General features: G+C 39.1%; 13 protein-coding genes, 1 pseudogene and 1 riboswitch. Of the genes and pseudogenes, 10 read left to right on the plus strand and 4 right to left on the minus strand.

All coding sequences use genetic code 11. From position 1 onward, the window contains the following. The coding region (locus tag ABUA34_RS04670) for a cation:proton antiporter domain-containing protein (protein ID WP_349822919.1) at positions 1–976 on the plus strand (976 nt) is incomplete at its 5' end. A gap of 1 nt (position 977) precedes the next feature. Next, positions 978–1,643 (plus strand): HAD family hydrolase, encoded by a 666-nt coding sequence (locus ABUA34_RS04675; protein WP_070099120.1) that lies wholly within the window; start codon positions 978–980, stop codon positions 1,641–1,643. A 71-nt stretch (positions 1,644–1,714) separates the two neighbouring features. On the opposite strand, the gene ABUA34_RS04680 is transcribed toward ABUA34_RS04675, so the two are convergent. Next, on the minus strand, positions 1,715–2,593 hold the full coding sequence (locus ABUA34_RS04680) for a LysR family transcriptional regulator (protein ID WP_349822920.1): 879 nt from the start codon (positions 2,591–2,593) through the stop codon (positions 1,715–1,717). A 407-nt stretch (positions 2,594–3,000) separates the two neighbouring features. Here ABUA34_RS04680 and ABUA34_RS04685 point away from each other — a divergent pair, with 407 nt between their 5' ends. From ABUA34_RS04685 to ABUA34_RS04695, 3 genes are all read left to right on the plus strand, one after another. Further along, the gene (locus ABUA34_RS04685) at positions 3,001–4,284 is read left to right on the plus strand and encodes an adenylosuccinate synthase (protein WP_004849677.1); all 1,284 of its coding nucleotides are present in this window, start codon (positions 3,001–3,003) and stop codon (positions 4,282–4,284) included. Positions 4,285–4,689: 405 nt separating this feature from the next. Beyond that, a complete protein-coding gene (locus ABUA34_RS04690) occupies positions 4,690–5,907 on the plus strand; it encodes an AAA family ATPase (protein ID WP_349822921.1) in 1,218 nt (405 codons plus the stop codon). Positions 5,908–5,918: 11 nt separating this feature from the next. After that, a complete protein-coding gene (locus tag ABUA34_RS04695) occupies positions 5,919–6,581 on the plus strand; it encodes a DUF4276 family protein (RefSeq protein ID WP_349822922.1) in 663 nt (220 codons plus the stop codon). Positions 6,582–6,802: 221 nt separating this feature from the next. On the opposite strand, the pseudogene tnpC reads toward ABUA34_RS04695, so the two are convergent. From tnpC to tnpA, 3 genes and pseudogenes are all read right to left on the minus strand, one after another. Beyond that, positions 6,803–8,401 (minus strand): annotated as a pseudogene (tnpC, locus tag ABUA34_RS04705) (IS66 family transposase). Positions 8,402–8,678: 277 nt separating this feature from the next. After that, entirely contained in the window at positions 8,679–9,038 is a 360-nt protein-coding gene (gene tnpB, locus ABUA34_RS04710) for an IS66 family insertion sequence element accessory protein TnpB (protein ID WP_349822923.1), read from the minus strand. Beyond that, the gene (gene tnpA, locus ABUA34_RS04715; protein ID WP_349822924.1) at positions 9,028–9,405 is read right to left on the minus strand and encodes an IS66 family insertion sequence element accessory protein TnpA; all 378 of its coding nucleotides are present in this window, start codon (positions 9,403–9,405) and stop codon (positions 9,028–9,030) included. The genes tnpB and tnpA overlap by 11 nt, the downstream gene beginning before the upstream one ends. 467 nt (positions 9,406–9,872) lie before the next feature. Then, positions 9,873–9,948, plus strand: a riboswitch (cyclic di-GMP riboswitch). A gap of 67 nt (positions 9,949–10,015) precedes the next feature. On the opposite strand from tnpA, the gene ABUA34_RS04720 reads away from it, so the two are divergent. The 5 genes from ABUA34_RS04720 (at position 10,016) to ABUA34_RS04740 (ending at position 19,348) form a co-directional block, all read left to right on the plus strand. Then, positions 10,016–11,821 carry an Ig-like domain-containing protein gene (locus ABUA34_RS04720; RefSeq protein ID WP_349822925.1) on the plus strand — a complete coding sequence of 602 codons (1,806 nt, stop codon included), beginning with the start codon at positions 10,016–10,018 and terminating at the stop codon, positions 11,819–11,821. A gap of 83 nt (positions 11,822–11,904) precedes the next feature. Then, positions 11,905–15,093, plus strand: a complete 3,189-nt coding sequence (locus tag ABUA34_RS04725; protein ID WP_349822926.1) for a fibronectin type III domain-containing protein — start codon at positions 11,905–11,907, stop codon at positions 15,091–15,093. A 5-nt stretch (positions 15,094–15,098) separates the two neighbouring features. After that, positions 15,099–15,263, plus strand: a complete 165-nt coding sequence (locus ABUA34_RS04730; protein WP_502880163.1) for a hypothetical protein — start codon at positions 15,099–15,101, stop codon at positions 15,261–15,263. A gap of 173 nt (positions 15,264–15,436) precedes the next feature. Beyond that, complete coding sequence (locus ABUA34_RS04735) at positions 15,437–17,827, plus strand: glycoside hydrolase family 36 protein (RefSeq protein ID WP_349822927.1); 2,391 nt, start codon at positions 15,437–15,439, stop codon at positions 17,825–17,827. Positions 17,828–18,007: 180 nt separating this feature from the next. After that, a complete protein-coding gene (locus ABUA34_RS04740; protein WP_349822928.1) occupies positions 18,008–19,348 on the plus strand; it encodes an MATE family efflux transporter in 1,341 nt (446 codons plus the stop codon). The last annotated feature ends 111 nt before the right edge of the window (positions 19,349–19,459 follow it).

Raw genomic sequence — 19,459 nt, forward strand, 5'->3', positions numbered from 1 at the left:
GGATCTGAAGAAGTCGGGACGCTCGGCGGTGCTGCTATCATTTGTTCCGGCATCATTCGAGATCATCGGATATATACTGTGCGCACCTGTTATACTTGGAATAAACCGCACAGAGGCAGCGGTCATGGGCGCGGTGCTAGGCGCGGTATCACCGGCGGTCGTTGTTCCGAGAATGGTGAATCTCATAGAGAAAAAGTACGGAACTGACAAGGCGATTCCGCAGATGATACTTGCGGGGGCGTCCTGCGATGATATATTTGTCATAGTGCTTTTTACCACATTTCTCAGCATGGCGCAGGGCGGAAGTGCTCATGTCATGGATTTCGTGAATATACCAATATCCATCGTGCTTGGAGTACTGCTTGGCGTGGACGTTGGATATGGACTTTATCTGTTCTTTGAGACTTCCTATGCAAGGAAACACTGCGTGAGAAACAGCATGAAGGTCATCATCGTGCTGGGATTTTCGTTCCTGCTTATAGCGATAGAGGGATGGCTTGAGGGAAAGGTGTCGGTGTCGGGACTCCTTGCGGTGATGGCTATGGCATGTGTCCTGAAACTCAAATGTCCAGAGTCGGTGTCGGGAAGACTCTCACAGAAATTTGGAAAGCTGTGGCTTGCGGCGGAGGTCATATTGTTCGTGCTTGTGGGTGCGGCTGTGGATATCAGATACACCCTGGCAGCAGGACTTCCGGCGCTCCTTATGATATTTGTCGCACTGGCATTTAGAATGGTTGGTGTTCTGATCTGCGTGGCACATACATCACTTACATGGAAGGAAAGGCTGTTCTGTGTCATCGCGTATCTTCCGAAGGCTACAGTTCAGGCAGCCATCGGATCAGTTCCGCTTGCGGCAGGGCTGGCATGTGGTAATATAGTATTGTCGGTTGCTGTGCTGGCGATCGTGGTGACTGCGCCGCTTGGAGCGATAGGAATAGACGGAACATACAAGCATTTGCTTAGTGAGGATGAATAAGATGAATAATAAGATAAAGAACATTATATTTGACATGAACGGCACAATGATATTTGACGGAAAGTATCATGAGATAGCATGGAAGGATTATGCGGAGAAGCTTGCTGGCAGACAGATGAGCACGGAGGAGTTTCAGCATCATGTGCTGGGGCACACGAACAAGGATATTCTGGAATACCTTATGGGAAAGGGCACGCTCACCGAGGAGAGGATACTTGAACTTACCGAGGAGAAGGAGGCTATGTACAGAGAGATGTACATGGAAGATACTGCAAACTTCAAGCTGGTGGACGGCCTGGTGGCATACCTTGATAAACTTAAGGAACAGGGGATAAATATGAACATAGCCACAGGGTCAAATATGACAAATCTCGCATTCTATTTTAAAGAGTTTGATCTCGGAAGATGGTTTGACATAACGCTGTGCGCATACGACGATGGAACCATGAATGCTAAGCCGGCTCCTGATATGTACATCCGGGCCATGGAGCGCATCGGAGCAGTGCCGGAAGAAACCATGGTCATAGAAGATGGACCGTCGGGAATCCGGGCAGCGGCGGCAGCCGGAGCCGGATATATAGTTGGAATTTACGGCGACTCATCGAGAGAACTGCTTGAAGAGACAGGGCTGTGCGATGAACTGATTCCAGATTATAGAAATATGTGATAAGAATAGGGCGTGTTCAAATGGACGAACATGCTCTATTTTACTATGGTATATGGGTGTGGGGATGATTCTTACAACAACTCCATAAGTTTATTTGCAGCAACGCTCATACCACGGCGCCTGTCACTGATGATACACATGTGACGCTTTGGTATGGGCTTTTTAAATTGCAGGCGGAACAGGTCGCCGCGGTCTATATAGCTCTGGGCGAAGTCTGCCATGATGGAGCCGATGCCGAGATTTCTCATGACGAACTGGGCAATCATATCGCTGGTAGAAAGCTCGAATTCGGGCTGCAGAGTCACGCCCTCATGGCTCAGAAATGTGTCGACATATGCGCGTGTGCTTGTGTCATGCTCCAGACAAATGATCGGAAGCTCGTCAAGCTCGTGGTAATCCAGAGTTTTGCCCTGAAGATATGAAAACCTTGGTCCGGCGATGAAGATGTCCTCAATCTCCCTTGCCTGCTTGATCTCCATGTGAGGATCGGCGGGAAGAGGACTGGTGACGATACCGAAGTCTATGTTGCCTGAGAGCAGATGGTTTATCGTGCTGGGAGTCGGAGCATTTGTGACATGAACCTTGATCCCCGGATATAGCTGGTGGAAATGCTCCAGATATGGCAGGAGATAGAACTGCAGTGTCATATCGCTTGCACCTATCCTTATCTCGCCGGTCTCCATGTGGAGGAGCTGTAAGAGCTGCTGCTCACCCAGGGAGATGGATTCATATCCCGCTGCGACGTGGGAGTAGAGGATCTCTCCGGCATTTGTCAGTGAGACGCCCTTCTTGGTTCGGATGAACAGTTCTATGCCGATCGCCTGCTCCAGAGCTTTGACCGCCTGACTTACGGCTGGCTGGGATATACACAGCTCTCTGGCTGCAGCGGATATACTGGATGCTTTGGCAACGTGGTAGAAGATCTTGTAATATTCGAAATTTATGTTCATTTATAATTTCCTCCAGATTCAATAGAGATCGTTTAATATGTGTGTGTCAACAATATGTTTTATTGCAAAATAATTAAGGACTTTTTACCGTTCTATAATGGTACGATTGAAATAATTTTGCTTAAAAAATTATGCATATATAATATAAGTAAAATGGTGTTTGAGGTGGACAAAATCCATCGTATTTACAGTTTATGTTGGTTTCCGCAAAATGTAAAGATAAATATAAGATACACTTATAATAAATATAAATAATATTGATTTTACTTATGACATAATAGTGCTATAATAAGAAAGTATTGTGGTTATCTGGCTTGTGAGTAATTTGCAAAACAGAAGCATTTGAACAGCCACAATACGGATATCAGAAAATATTTCAAAATGCTGCGAAAGCGAGGAAAAGTATTATGGTAAGAGCGGTTGTAGGAGCCAATTGGGGCGACGAAGGAAAAGGTAAGATCACAGACATGTTAGGCCAGGAGTCAGACATAATCGTAAGATTCCAGGGTGGTGCCAACGCAGGTCACACAATTGTCAATGACTATGGTAAATTTGCTTTACATACACTTCCATCAGGAGTGTTCTACAGTCACACAACAAGTATTATTGGAAACGGTGTTGCACTCAATATCCCTCTTCTTTTCAAGGAGATAAAGTCCATCACAGACAGAAATGTACCAATGCCTAAGATCCTTGTATCTGACAGAGCACAGATGGTTATGCCATACCACATTCTCTTCGACGAATACGAGGAGGAGAGACTTGCAGGTAAGTCATTCGGATCAACAAAGTCAGGAATCGCTCCATTCTATTCAGATAAATATGCAAAGATCGGTTTCCAGGTAAGCGAGCTCTTTGATGAGGAAGCACTGAAGGAGAAGATCGAGAGAGTTATAGTACAGAAGAACGTTCTTCTTGAGAACCTGTATCATAAGCCACTCTTAAAGGTTGATGATATATTCAACACACTCATGGAGTATAAGGAGATGGTTGCTCCTTATGTATGTGACGTATCAGCATACCTCTATGAGGCGATCAAGGAGGGCAAGAACATCCTTCTTGAGGGTCAGCTTGGTTCACTGAAGGATCCGGATCACGGAATCTACCCTATGGTTACATCATCATCAACTCTGGCAGCTTACGGTGCCATCGGTGCAGGTATACCTCCATACGAGATCAAGCAGATCATCACTGTATGTAAGGCATACTCAAGCGCAGTAGGAGCAGGCGAGTTTGTAAGTGAGATATTTGGCGACGAGGCAGATGAGCTCAGACGCCGCGGCGGTGATGGCGGTGAGTTTGGTGCAACAACAGGAAGACCTAGAAGAATGGGTTGGTTCGACTGTGTGGCATCAAAGTATGGCTGCCGTATCCAGGGAACAACAGACGTTGCATTTACAGTACTTGATGTACTTGGATATCTCGATGAGATCCCGGTATGTGTAGGCTACGATATCGACGGTGAGGTTACAACAGACTTCCCAACAACATCAAAGCTCAAGAAAGCAAAGCCTGTATATGAGACACTTCCAGGCTGGAAGACAGATATCAGAGGAATCAAGAAGTACGAGGATCTCCCAGAGAACTGCAGAAAGTATATTGAGTTCGTTGAAGAGCATATCGGATTCCCAATCACCATGATCTCAAACGGTCCGGGAAGAAACGATATCATCTACAGAAACGCAAAGTAATTTGACCTGATTCACAGGGAAATCAAATAACAGAAAAATAACAGGGACACTTTCCGATGAGAGATTATTGGGGAGTGTCCCTTTTGTTGTTGGAAATGGATTTCTATTTGTGGTGTAAGGAGATTGTGGAACAAAGTAATATTTGTTATGATTAGTTTATCGGATTTTCCGATAAAAGTTTTGGCGGATGGGGGCAATGTGAAAACTCGTTGTACAAATGATCAAATTAGATTGGCAGAACGATAATTAATGGTCCCCGCCATCAGAAATTTATTTGGTGAAGATTTTAAATGTTCTGTAAAATGATTATAATAATATTGTACAATATCAGATGATATTGTACAATATTATGAGTAAATATAGGTATAGGCAGTAAATTTCAGTAGAGTTTTGGGAGGCCGAAAATTGGGCAAAATAGAAGGAATTGAAATAAAAAATTATGGTCCATTAAGGAATGTGATATTAGGAAAAACACGCACTCATCAGAATGAAAAAGCATTAAGTAATTTAGTGACAATTATTGGCCCAAGCGGGAATGGTAAAAGTACGCTTGCGGATGTATTTGGCTTTATTGCTGATTGTTTAGAGATGGGGGTAGAAGCGGCTTGTGATGCAGGTAATCGTGGAGGATATGAAAAACTGATTTCTCAGGGGGCAAAAGATCCGATATCTTTTGAAATATATTATAGAGAGACGTACAATACAAAACCAATTACATATCAATTAGACATTGATGTTGATAATATGGGAAGGCCTTATGTAAAAGAGGAGAGATTAAGACAGCGTATTGAAAAAAGAGGCTGGCCTCGTTCTTTCTTGCATTTACAAGAAGGTAAAGGATATGCTTTTGAAGGAACAGAAGGAGGGCAGGATGATGATGGAAAAATTACAGGGAAAAAGATAGAAGTAGAATTGACAGATATTCGTAAACCTGGAATTGTAACTTTGGGTGCAATGAAGCAATATTCCCGTATTGAAAAGTTTTTACAATTTTTAAAAAGCTGGTATTTATGTTATTTTTCCCCGGATGCTGCAAGAAAAATACAGACATCAGCACCAGCACCTTATTTAGACCGAATTGGGAGTAATATCAATAATGTTGCCCAGTATATGTATCGTGAAAATAAAAAAGATTTTGAGAAAGTATTGAAAGAAATTCAAACCAAATTATCAGGAATCCGAAAGATAGAGCCTCTTAAGTTAGAAAACGGACAGATTACATTACGATTTTGGGAAGAGGGATTTGAAGAACCGTTTTATTCACCAAGAATGTCTGATGGTACGTTAAAATTGTTTGCATATTATCTTTTGTTGCATGAGAAGAATCCGCGTCAGCTTGTATTTATAGAAGAACCGGAAAATGGTTTATATCATCACTATTTAGGAAAACTTGCAGAGGAAATGAAGAAAAGTGTTGGAAATGGGTACGTGAAGCAGCTATTTGTGACAACACATAGTCCTTTTTTTGTTAACACACTTTTACCAGATGATGTATGGGTATTATCAAAAGATGAAAGTGGGTTTTCAACAGTGAAACGTGCATCTGAGTATGATTTTGTGCAAGAGCTGGCTAATGAGGGCGTTGAATTGGGAGATATGTGGTATAGTCAATATTTCGGATAAGGAGTAGCTTAATGTACGTTCAATTTTTGATTGAGGATAAATCAACTGAAAAATTAGTGTGCCATGTTATGGATAAACTAAAAGTTTGTTATAGTGATAAATATATTGATTATGACACGAGAGCATTTAAAGGAATTGGACATATACCCAAAAAGGGGACTGCAATCGAGCGAAAAACAGGTCAATTGTTAAATGACTTGCCAATGTTTCTTCGTGCGTTTGATAAAAAGCTACGTAACTTGCCAGGAGCAGTTATTATAGTTGTTTTGGATAACGATAAAAGAGATCACACTGAATTTCAAAAACAGCTTAAAGAGTTGTCGGAGCAAAATAATGTATTGATAGATCATGCTTTTTGTATTGCGGTTAAGGAAATGGAAGCTTGGTTGTTGGGGGATATAAAAGCAATCGAAAAAGCATATCCAAATGTAAAAAAGAGTGCAATTAAAGATTACGTTCAAGACGAAATAGGAGATACATGGCAAATACTTGCAAATATGATATATCCCGGAGGTGCTAATAAACTACAGAAAAAGTCCTCCGGTTCATATGGACTAATTGGAGAGATGAAGGCTGAATGGGCTGATAGAATTGGAAAAATGTTGGAATTAGATCAAAATATTTCTCCAAGTTTTCAAGCATTTCTTCATGAGCTGACGATTAGAATAGTGTAGAAAAAGGATGTTAATGCATAAATAGGGGATAACGAAAAGGAATTGTTTGAAAATAGGCGTTTTTGAAACAGGGAGAGTGTGACTTGGAACGAGTCATACTCTCTCTTAATCTTATCTTCCCAAAGTGTTTTCATTGATAATATTGAAGAGAAATAGTAAACGCTCCGCCGTGGGTATCCCCACTATAATTAGCCGCTCGTCTGAGCGGCTTTATTTCTGTATTATTTCCTGCATTCTGCAGGGAGTTCATCTGACCAGGGCAGAAGTTCCTCGCAGAAATCATTGTTCTTATCATCCATGTGTTCCGGGATTTCTGTAAGAAGATAATTAAAGTATTCATACAGTCTGAGTTTGTTTGCTTTTGCTGTTTCTACCAGGCTGTATATTATGGCACTGGACTTGGCTCCATTTATCGTGTCACATATGACCCAGTTCTTTTTACCAATACAGAAACTTCTGATACTTTGTTCTGCGGCATTATTATTTATCGGAACCTCTCCGTCATCCAGAAATCTTCTGAGATATTTTTCCTGGTTAATTGAATAAGTCATCCCATTATAAGTCTTACTCTTGGGCATGACCTTATCTATGTTTATACGGATCCAGTTGAAATACGCATCTACAAGTGGCTTGATAAACTTCTGCCGATGTTTTCGTCTCTTCGCCGGTGTCATATCCTGAAGCTTAGCCTCTTAGTGATAGATCTGCTGTATTTGCGAAAGGGCAAGATAGGCCAGACTCATTTTCTGTTCGCTTTTTGGAAGTGCTTTAACTGCTTCATCATACCGCCTGCGGCTGTGTGCCCAGCAGCCTGATATCTCAAGATCTTCCAGTTCTTCTTCCAGTGTATGATATACCTGATATCCATCTGTTACACATACTCCTCTGAAATCCTTAAGGAATTCCCTTGGGTGATCAGCCTTCCTTGTCTTTTGATAATCGTAAAGTATTACCTGCCTGTCCGTCTGATATTTCCCTGTCCTATATATCCACATATAGCTTTTACTTCCTGCAGGCCTGCCATCTTTGTTTACCAGAAGAGGAGTTTCATCTGCCTGTATCACATGACATCTATATAGATATTTATGCAGATAATCATACAGTATTGAAAGGTATCTTTCTGCACAGAGTATTGTCCAGTTTGCCATGTTCTGTCTGGTGATTGGTACATTATACTGCTGATAAAGCTTTTTCAGCCGTGCAAGCGGAGTTGCATTCACATACTTCCCTGTTATTATACCTGCTTCCAGTGACGGGGATACCAGACTGCCTCTTAGCAGATAAGCCGGATGTTTTGCCTTTTCCATATGTTCTGTCTTTTTCCCCGAGTATACAGCAACATGATGTTCCTCTAGTGCGATCTTTGCCGGAGTGAAGCTGTATCTGTGGTATATTTCATCAGGCAGTTTCTTCCATTCTTCGTCAGGGTATAATGCTCTAAGTTCATCTTCGCTGAGATCGTGGTTGATTATCTCTTTTGGAAGTCCGGACAGATCCTCGGCACGTTTGCCTTTCCGCTTTTTTGATCTCTTCTGTATCACTTCTTCTGTAAGTTCATCGGCATTTTCATCCGCCAGTGCTTCTGCTTCATTAAAGATGATGACCAGTTCACCATCTACTTCCTGAAAAGAAAGCTGACTGCTTTCCATTTTTTCTGTAGATCTTCCATATCTGTTACGGTTGGATACTGCCAGCTGTTCAATTACCAGTTGTAGCTTTCTATCTATCTCTGTCAGCTGATCCTGTTGCATAAGAAACAGCTGGGTAATCGTCTCTTTATCAAACTTATTCAGTTGTTCCTCATCATATAGCTTTGCCATAACAGTCCTCCGTTTCCTGAGGTCTATTATACTCTATATGCTGAGAATTGGCTAATTCAATGGCGTCACTTATTCGTCATAATGACTATGAATAAATACGCTTTTATAGTGTCTGTAAGCTGTCTTTTATCTTAGAAATGATTGAAGATGATTTTTCCATTATCTGACTGAAATTAATTAATACAGCTATGTATGACTTGTATTTTGATGATCTTTGACAGCTCTTTAGGATTTAGAAACACAAGATATATTTTTCTCCATTATGCACAAATATTTATCAGCTCATATATTCGAAAGATACTTCTTTAACTGCCTTTTGTGGTTCTATAGTAAGCCCCTCCATCAGCCATCTGAATTGTTTTGGTGTTAGACTTTTAACTTCGCCTGCATTGCGCGACCACTGAAATGAACCATTTGCAAGTTTCTTGTACAGGAGTAGAAATCCATCACCTTCCCATACAAGGCCCTTGATCCTGTCAGATCTTCTTCCGCAGAATAGATAAAGCGTACCCGCTGTTGAAGGGTTCTCTATGCCAAGGGATCTGAGAACTCCGGCAAGGCTGTCTATACCATACCTCAGATATGTTCTGCCACATACTATGTATATTTCAGAAAAACCAACTGCATCATTCAGCATCTACAAGGACCTCCATGATGGAGCGGATCACTGCGGGAGCAGCACCACCATCGATTTCTATGTGTATGCTACCGCGGTTTATCCTTATCTTTGAATTGCTGCATGAATCAAGGTTATTCTGATAATCAGCGCACTCCAACTTGACTATCTGTGGCTTCTCCGATTCAACTGGCAATTCTGGTTGAGGACCAGAGGGCTGCATGCACGCCGCAAGTCTCAGCTGCTTGAACCAGTAGTAATACTGATCCTTTGATATGTTATTTTCAGCAAGCCAGTCCTTTGTTTTCATACCGTTGTTCCTGCATTCCTGAATAATCGCAGTCCAGGTCTCTAACTGCTTTTCCCGAATAGCAAGTCGTGTTGCCATAATCTACCTCCCGAATATTTGGATTTTTCGCTCTTATTTTCCAACTAGTTGAAGTAATTATCGCAAAATTGGGGTAAGATGGGTAGGTACCAGCTATGGAGCGTTTACGAGTAATACCTAGATATTTATTTGTAATGTTAAATTATGCAACAAAAGGTTTTATTTTCTGAGTTTGATTGTAAACGGTAAACCATTCGTGCCTAGTTAATCTCTGAACTTTATGACATTACACTCTGTGATGGTAAGTGTAAAAAGTGAAATAAGTGTAATTCTCACTTTTTGAGCTTTTTCTACTAATTACAGAGCCTGTTTTAGGTATCAGGTGCAGATGAATGAGAGATGAACAAAATATAAATAAATATGTTCATGTGCACCTGGCACTTTTAATACACATATGTATAAGATATGACTTGATGTAATTGAGAGAAAGATATATAATAAATAACATGTAGATATTATAAGACAATAATATAATTAGGCAAAGCATTCGAAAGGATGTGACGCAAAGCTATAGGACCTGTAAAATGGTAGCCAGTTGCATTTCCTGACAAAACATTACGGGTAGTCTGTAATGTTTTTTTGCTGTAAACATAAGAAATGGGGGAAGAGTATGAGTAGAAAAATCAAAAAAGTTGGTATGGTGTTAATTGTTGTATGCTGTTTTATAATATGCTGCCAGATTCCTATATGTGCAGCTACTGTTTCTAAAACTATACTTAAAACAAGATATGGAACAGTCGGAGAAAGAGAATCTCAGACATTTAGAATAGTAGTGCCAGAAAACGCATGTGTAAAAATTATATTTAAAGGATATGATGATGATTATGATATATATGAAGAATATGGAATAGAAGGAACATATGGGGATTATGATTTGTCTATATATAATTCAGAAGGGGAGTCTGTATATCAAAATAGTGGTTCAATATCATTCACCAATAAAACATTATCTGTCAATTTAAACGCTGGAGCATATATGATAGAAATTAGTAATCCAGCTGAATATATGGGATTTGACTACATATTTTCGGTGATAGCTCAGTACAAAGATAAGTCACTTAATAAATCCACATCTAATATGGTTGTTGGAGAACAGCTTCATTTAATACTGAGTGATGAGAATGATCAGAATATTGGACCAGAAGATATAAATCTTTCATGGACTACATCTGATAGTAAGATAGCAACTATTAGTAGTTCTGGAATTGTGAAGGCGATAAAGCCAGGAAGTGCAATGATTTCGGCTGTTTATGCTGGGAAAAAATATAGTTGTAAAATTACAGTAAAAACTCCGTATTTGAACAAAAATAGTGTTACTTTGAACATAGGAGGAAAATACACTCTGCGTGTCGGAAACTCCAAGGGAAATATCAAATGGTGTTCTTCGAATAATAAAATTGTAAGTGTAAATTCTAAAGGTGAGATCTGTGGTAAGGGTACTGGTACAGCAAATGTATATGCGATAATTGGTGCAAACAAGTTGCAGTGTAAAGTTCAGATAAGAAAACCGACAATTTCTTCAAAAAAAATGATATTGGGATTTGGCGAAAGGGATTATTTAGAGGTTTATCATTGTTCTGCGAAAATAACATGGAGTTCATCAAATAGAAATGTAGTTAAAGTCGGAACTTCTGGTAATTTGATTGCGGGTAAAAAGCCTGGTAAAGCAACGATCACCGCAAAATTTATGGGAAAAACCTTAAAGTGTTTAGTTACAGTAAAGGATACAACTTATGATACAGTTAAGAGAACATATAGAAAGAAGTTATTGAAGGCAGATACTGTATGGTATGTGGATAGAAGAGATACAAATAATAATTATGGAGATACAATATCCCATCCGTTTCAGGTTATGAAAACTTCTAAAATAATATTTTCGTTCTTTCCGGAGAGTACATTTAAATGTGCCATATTTAATTCAAAGAATCAGAAGGTATGGGAAAGAACAGTCAAGAAAGAAACTCATTATGAAATTACCCTAAAGAAGGGAAATTATAAGCTTCTTATATGTAAGAAGAATAAGGGGTACAATGGATATAGTTTTAGAACAGTGAATAGTGCAGCTTCATTTTTGCCGTTTGAATTAGGACAGTTTTATGTTGATTCAGCTGGTGGAGTTGAACCAGAGTTTTTGATACTGAATAAATGGAGTAAAACGATAAAATACATAGACTTTGATTTGTATTTTTATAATAGGGTTGGTGACCTGGAGTACAACCAGATTACTGGTTATCCATATGCCAAAATGAGAATAATTGGACCGATAAAAAAATGGGGATGTGATTGGTATTCATGGAATCCGGTATTTTATAATTATAGTGTTTATAGTATCAGAATATCAAAGGCAACTATAACATTTATGGATGGTTCTACTAAGAAAGTTAATATAAATAAAAGGTATTATGAAAAGCGCTAGGTGAGTAATTAGAATAATAGCTTGTTGGAAGTTTTATGAAAATGAGAAATTAGGTAAATGGACGGTAAATGGGAGAAATTATTATGAGAAAAATAATATTTGTGTTGGTGTATTGTCTTTGCTTTTTTATTTTACCAGTCAAGGCACTTGCTGAGAATGAAAGTTGTGGACCAAAGGTTGAAAGTAGCAGTGTAAATGTTGATAAAAATAAGGTGGAAAAAGGAAGTAGTGTAATCTATAGTGCAAGAGTCTCAAAGGGAGAATCAGATATAGCTAGTGTTATAATTGAATATGAGTGCATGCAAAATGAAACTACAAGTGAGATAGAAATGAAATATAATAAGGAGAATGATGCATATGAGGCAGAGATATTAATTACAGATGATTTTAATTTTGGTTTATATAATCTTAAGATGATAAAAGTAGAAGATATTGATGGAAATATTTATGTGGAGCGAAATGCATACTATGGCTTGGTGCCGGGAATATGTGTTAATTATGAAAATGTGATGTTTGAAGTTTGCGAAGATGCAAGCGCACCAATTCTAGATGTTAATACAATTGAATTGTCTACAAAGAATATTATGAAAAATCAAAAACTAACTATAAAAATGGGTGTGTATGATAAGAATATCGTTTCTAAAGCTTATGTTATTTATAGAAAGCCATTATCATTGGGTAAACAAGTTATTGAGACCAAATTAGTTGGTGATGGAATTTATTCAGGAGATTTCGAAACTTCGGATTATGGCGAAAATGGAGATTGGAAAATTTGGTACATTGAGTTGGAAGATGATTATGGCAATTCAAATATAATATATAATTCGGAAATATCAAATGAAAAAAATACTATTGATTTATCTGCAGGAGACTTTAGTGTTAGTGGTACTATTTTTGATAGTCAAGGCCCTGTTATTAATATTGAATCATTGAGATGGGAAAATAAACGCGTTTCACGTACTGATATAAATAGATTGTATGTTTCTGTATTAGATCAGGAAAGTGGAGTACAGTCAGTAGAAGCTGATATAGTAAATACATCACTAGACAAAACTATCAAGATAAAAATGACTTCAGAAAGTGATAGTTTATATTGTGGAATTATATCATCTAGTGAAGATAATGATTTAATAGGGGAATGGGAAGTTAAGTCAATAAAGGCTACAGATTGTGTTGGAAATATTGCAACAGAAGAAAATATTGATAATGTTTATTTTTGCTTTTATGATGATGATTATAACCTTGAGGGAGTAACAGAAATATCAGATTATGATAAAGAAGTGAAATCAACAGTGATAGATGGAGACTTGTATATAGGAAACTCTGCTCTTGTTTTTTTAACCGATGTTACAGTACAGGGAAAAATTTATGTTATGGGAACAGCTGTTATTGAAAATGTAACAGCAGAAGCAATATATGGTTGGCATTTAGTTGATCCAGCTGTAGATAGTACACTTGATGAATATGAAGGTTCTGTATTGTTAAAAGGTGAAAATCATATTAATAACATTGTAATTTCATCAAATGTTACATATGCTATTCCCTATAAGTTATCAAATGGAGAGGCATATAATATTGATGGAAAATTGTATCTGGATGGCATAACGTTAAATACATTATATTTGTTTGTAAATGGAAAACAGATTGATATACAGAGCTTTGGCAAGTTTAGTGATTACTCGTTGGATATAGGTGATGATAATGTGATTACATTAGAATGGCGATTGCATAGTTCTTCATGGTTAAATAATAAGGTAGTTTATAAGACTACAATTCCGGTTGAGAAATATACATATAATGATGGAGTTTATTCAAAAATTGCCAATAGAATAGAACCAACGTGTTTAAAAAATGGTTCATATGAGAAAGTTGATTATGCTAGCTTAGGCGGAACAGAGATAAAAAGGACAACTATAGAAATTCCAGCAAGGGGGCATGATTGGAGTAGTGAGTATACTATAGACACTAAACCAACATGCACAGAAAATGGAGAGAAATCCATACATTGCAAAAGATGTTCGGAAACTAAGGATAAAGAAGCTATATCGGCCTTGGGACATAATTGGGATGCGGGAGACATAATCAAAGTTGCAACTTGTGAGGGTGAAGGCGAGCAGTCATATCACTGCACAGTATGCGGACAGGATAGAACAGAAACTATTCCAGCAACAGGACATGTGTGGGATGAGAATTATATAGTAGATAAGGCTGCAACATGTACAGAGGAAGGCCTTGAGTCTATACATTGTCAAAATTGTGAAAAAACAAAAGGTAGCAGATCTATAGCTGCTCTTGGGCATACATGGAATGAAGGAGAAATAATTAAAGTCGCAACGTGTGAAGGTGAGGGCGAGCAGGCATATCATTGCACAGTGTGCGGACAGGATAAAATTGAAACTATTCCAGCAACGGGACATGTATGGAATGAGAATTATACAGTAGACAAGGCTGCAACATGTACAGAGGACGGACTTAAATCAATTCATTGTAAAAAATGTGCTAAGACTGAGCATGTAACAGTTATTCCTATGAAAAATCATACTGCAGTTAATGATCCAATGATAGATGCAACTTGTAAAAACACAGGCCTTACTAAAGGAAGTCATTGTTCGGTATGTGGTCAAGTTATAGTTGCTCAGAAAAATATAGCAAAGAAAGCACATGTTTATGAAAAAACTGTATCAAAAGCAACTGTATCTAGAAATGGGCTTGTTACTGTAAAATGTAAGAATTGTGGAGTGGTTTCGTCAAAAACAGTTGTGTACCATCCAAAGACTGTGAAAATTAGTAGAACAAGTTTTGTATATAACGGACGAAAGCAGACTCCTAAGATTACTGTTGTAGGTGCGGATGGAAAGACAATAGCGTCTAGTAATTATACACTTAGATATTCGGTAGGATGTACCAAAGTTGGCATTTACAAAGTTATGATTGCATTTAAAGGCAATTATAATGGTTCAATAACAAAGACATTTACAATCGTACCAAAGAAAACAAAATTAGTTTCAATGACACCGAAAAAAGGTAACCTAATCATTAAGTGGGCAAGGCAGACTGCACAAGTGACAGGTTATCAGATTCAGTACGCAACAAAGTCAAATTTTGCAGGAGCGAAGACTATAACAGTTACAAAGAATACAATCGTGTCAAAGACGCTTACAAAATTAACATTAAAGAAAAAATATTATGTAAGAATACGTACATATAAGAAGGTTTCAGGAAAGAATTATGTTTCGGAATGGTCGCCTATGAAGATGAGTGTTGTTAAGTAATCTGAATGATTTTTAAGGTGCCAGGTGCAGATGACGACGAATACGAGGAGGAGAGACTTGCTGGCAAGTCATTCGGATCAACAAAGTCAGGAATCGCTCCATTCTATTCAGATAAATATGCAAAGATCGGTTTACAGGTAATTTATAGTACAGAAGAACATCATTCTTGAGGGTTAGCTTGGCTCACTGAAGGATCCAGATCACGGAATCTATCCAATGGTGGTGAGTACGGTGCAACAATAGGAAGTCCTGGAAGAAACGATATCATCTACAGAAACGCAAAGTAATTTGACCTGATTCACAGGGAAATCAAATAACAGAAAAATAACAGGGACACTTTCCGATGAGAGATTATTGGGGAGTGTCCCTTTTGTTGTTGGAAATGGAGTTCTATTTGTGGTGTGAGGAGATTGCGGAATATTATTATATTTGTTATGATTATTTTATCGGCTTTCCGATAAAAGTTCTAGTGGATAGGGCGATGTGCAAAAAAGCATATTGCAAATTTATTGCATGGAGGAGAAAAATGAAATACATCAAAATCAATGAAAACGGAATTCATATTGTATTTGGAATTACAGATAAAAATCAGATCAAATTGCTGCATTTTTCAAAAGCAGAATTTGATGAAAATGATATTTGTAAATTTGGAAAGGAATGTAAGGCAGAAGATCTGGTAAGAAAAGAGCAATTTATCGATGAGGCTTTTCAACTTGTACAGGTAAACCTTGCCGGATATAATCGCCCATATGAAAAGCATGGAAATAAACATATTTGTACAGCACCGGGATATTTATTGACCTATGCGGGGATGGAAGACAGTTGGAATGAGATTGGACGTAAGATAACCATTTATCAGGAAGATAAGGAAGAGACACATGTCCGCGTAGAAACAAGAATGCAGTTTTATAAGGGCACTTCTATCGTTCGTATGGTCAATAAAGTAATCAATGAAGGCGATAGTACACAGTGTCTGGAATATCTATCTTCATTTTGCTATACAGGAATTGAAAAAGAGGGAAAAAGCAATTCCGATGCGAAAATGAGAGTGCGCATTCCTTATAATGGATGGCAGAAAGAGATGAGTATCAAAGAATATAAGTTCGGAGATGTAGGACTGGCGCAAACACAACCCGGGGTATACCAGCGTACTTCACAGGTGCTTGAAGTATCGAATACCGGAAACTGGTCTACGAAGAAGTATTTACCATTAGGGTATGTAGAAAATACAGAGGCACATACAAGCTTATTCTGGCAGATTGAACATAACGGTTCCTGGCATTATGAGATCAGTGATCAGAATACGCATTTTTATGTCTGTGTCAGCGGACCGACCGAAGTACAGTCTCACTGGTTCAAAAATCTCGCGCCGGGCGAATCATTTGAATCGGTACCGGTTGCTGTGGGTGTGGCAGATGACAGCTTTGAAAAAGCAATGGGTGAGCTGACAAAATATCGCCGTATGATTCGAAGACCAAATAAAGATGATGAGAATTTACCGGTTATTTTCAACGATTATATGAATTGCCTGTTTGGTGATCCGACAACGGAGAAAGAACTTCCGCTGATTGATGCGGCTGCGGAATGCGGTTGTGAATACTATGTGATAGATGCCGGTTGGTATGCTCCCGGAGAATGGTGGGACAGTGTCGGCGAATGGCAGGAAAGCAGGGAGCGTTTTCCGAATGGAATTAAAGAAGTAACAGATTACATTCGTCAAAAGGGAATGATACCGGGCGTCTGGCTGGAACTTGAAGTGATGGGAATCAATTGTGAGAAAGCAAAGAATGCTCCGGATGACTGGTTCTTTATCCGTCATGGAAAGCGTGTATATGACCGTAGCAGATATCAGCTCGATTTTAGAAATCCGGAAGTCATCGAACATGTCAATGAAGTGATCGATCGGGTAGTCAAAGATTACGGAGTGGGATATATCAAGATGGATTATAACATTGAACCGGGCATAGGTACTGAACTTGGCGCGGAAAGTGTGGGGCAGGGACTGCTTGAACATGAAAAAGCATATCTAAACTGGCTTGATGATGTATTTGCACGTTATCCGGATCTGGTAATTGAAAACTGTTCCAGCGGAGGCCTTCGCATTGATTATGCGTTGCTCTCCAGATATAGTATTCAGTCTACATCGGATCAGGAAGATTACCGGAATTATGCGACGATAGCAGCAAATGCTGTGGCAGGAGTTACTCCGGAACAGGCGGCAGTCTGGTCGTATCCGATGCGCCAGGGAGACAAGGAAGAAGTAATTTATAATATGATAAATGCCATGCTGCTTCGTATTCATCAGAGTGGTCATTTGGCACAACTTCCGCCGGAACGTCTTGCATTAGTGAAAGAGGGAATTGCCTGTTATAAGACGATTCGTCAGGATATCAAATATGCGATACCTTATTGGCCGATTGATATTGCTGACAATGAGGATATGTGGGTATGCGGAGGCCTTCAGCTTGAAAACAAAGCATATCTTGCAGTATGGAAGCGGCAAATGGAAGGAAAAAATAATGACAGGTACATGAAAGCCGGCATAAACTGCACAGATGATAGTTTGTCCATACCATTGGACAGTATTCCATTTATCATAGACGATATGCAAGTATCCTGCATTTATCCTAAGAAGGAACCGGTTGATTTTGAATTCAAAGGAAATGTATTAACGGTGCATTTTAAAAAGCCTGTTATGGCAAGACTTTTTGAATTAAGAAAGGGTATTGTTTAATAAGGCGGAATCTGATTCATCGTTTTGAATTTTATAGATTCCACTTGTAGATGTTTGAAAATGTGATACTGGAAAATGAAACAATAGAGGACGCAGAATTTGTTGGCTGTGAATTTAAAAAATGGTATTTGTTGTAAATAAGGACAAGTGGATTAATATTCAATTTGGAGGAATAACATAATGTCAAAAGATGAGTATTTGATCACAGATGCACCGCTTAAAGCGCTGACAGTCTTTGCAATGCCTATGATCTTGGGCAGCTTTTTTCAACAAGTGTATAATATGGCTGATTCAATAATAGTTGGCCAGTATGTCGGATCATCTGCACTTGCGGCTGTTGGCGCATGTGCCGCTCTTACAAATGTATTCATTTGTGTGGCACTCGGTGCCGGCATAGGTGCGGGCGTGCTTGTGAGCCGCTATTTTGGAGCCAGGGATTATAGTAAAATGAAAACAATAGTATCAACATCGCTGATAAGTTTTATGGTTTTGAGTATACTTTTGGGTGTATGTGGTCTTATCTTTTCACGTTCGATGATGACGCTGCTTCAGACACCTGCTGACATACTGGATGAAGCGGTGCTGTATCTTCGTGTTTATTTTGCCGGATTTCCATTTTTGTTTATGTATAATATTCTTTCAACAATGTTCAATTCAATCGGTGAATCAAAGATACCGTTGGGTCTTTTGATATTTTCTTCTGTCTTGAATATTGTTATGGATCTTTGGATGGTGGCAGGCCTCGGCCTGGGCGTTTTCGGTGCAGCTCTTGCAACTCTTATTGCCCAGGGAATATCCGCAGTGTTTTCACTGCTGATTTTTCTTTGGCGTATGTGCCAATATAAAGGCCGTTTTGATTGGTTTGACAGGCACGAGTTACATTTCATGCTTAGAATTGCCGTACCATCGGTTCTTCAGCAGTCCACAGTGTCGATTGGTATGATGATCGTTCAGGCAGTTGTAAATCCATTCGGTACACAGGCACTTGCAGGTTACTCAGCAACGATGAGGGTAGAGAATGTTTTTTCACTGATATTTGTATCCATTGGAAATGCAGTTTCACCGTATGTTTCTCAGAATCTTGGCGCAAAGAAAATCAAACGTATCAAAAAAGGATATCGGGCTGCGTTGGTGTTGGATGTGTGCTTTGCGATCATCGCATTTATAGTCATTGAAACACTGCATACTCAGATTTCATCTTTATTCCTTGGCAAAGATGGAACCGCTTTGGCATATCAGGTGTCTGGGGGCTATATGAGATGGATTGGCTACTTTTTCATCTTCATGGGAATCAAGATGGCAACCGACGGGGTCCTTCGAGGACTTGGGATCATGCGCCCATTTCTCATTGCAAATATGGTCAACCTCGCGATTCGTCTGTCAGTTGCCCTGATTTGTGCTCCCCGTTTTGGTATCGAATTTGTCTGGCTTGCGGTGCCGGCGGGATGGCTTGCAAACTTCCTGATCTCTTATATGGCTCTCAGAAAGTCGTGGCCGGTTGATAAAACAATTGGCGAATGATCGGTTTGGTGCAAAGGAATGTCTGTTTTGCAATAGTACCGGCAATCATTGAGGAATACATCTTCCGGGTGTGATACTCGGAGCTTATCTGAAAGTGGAGATGATGGCGGC

The sequence above is a fragment of the Coprococcus sp. RTP21428st1_C9_RTP21428_210409 genome (genome assembly GCF_040227395.1).
In the GTDB taxonomy this organism is placed as follows: Bacteria; Bacillota; Clostridia; order Lachnospirales; family Lachnospiraceae; genus Coprococcus; species Coprococcus aceti.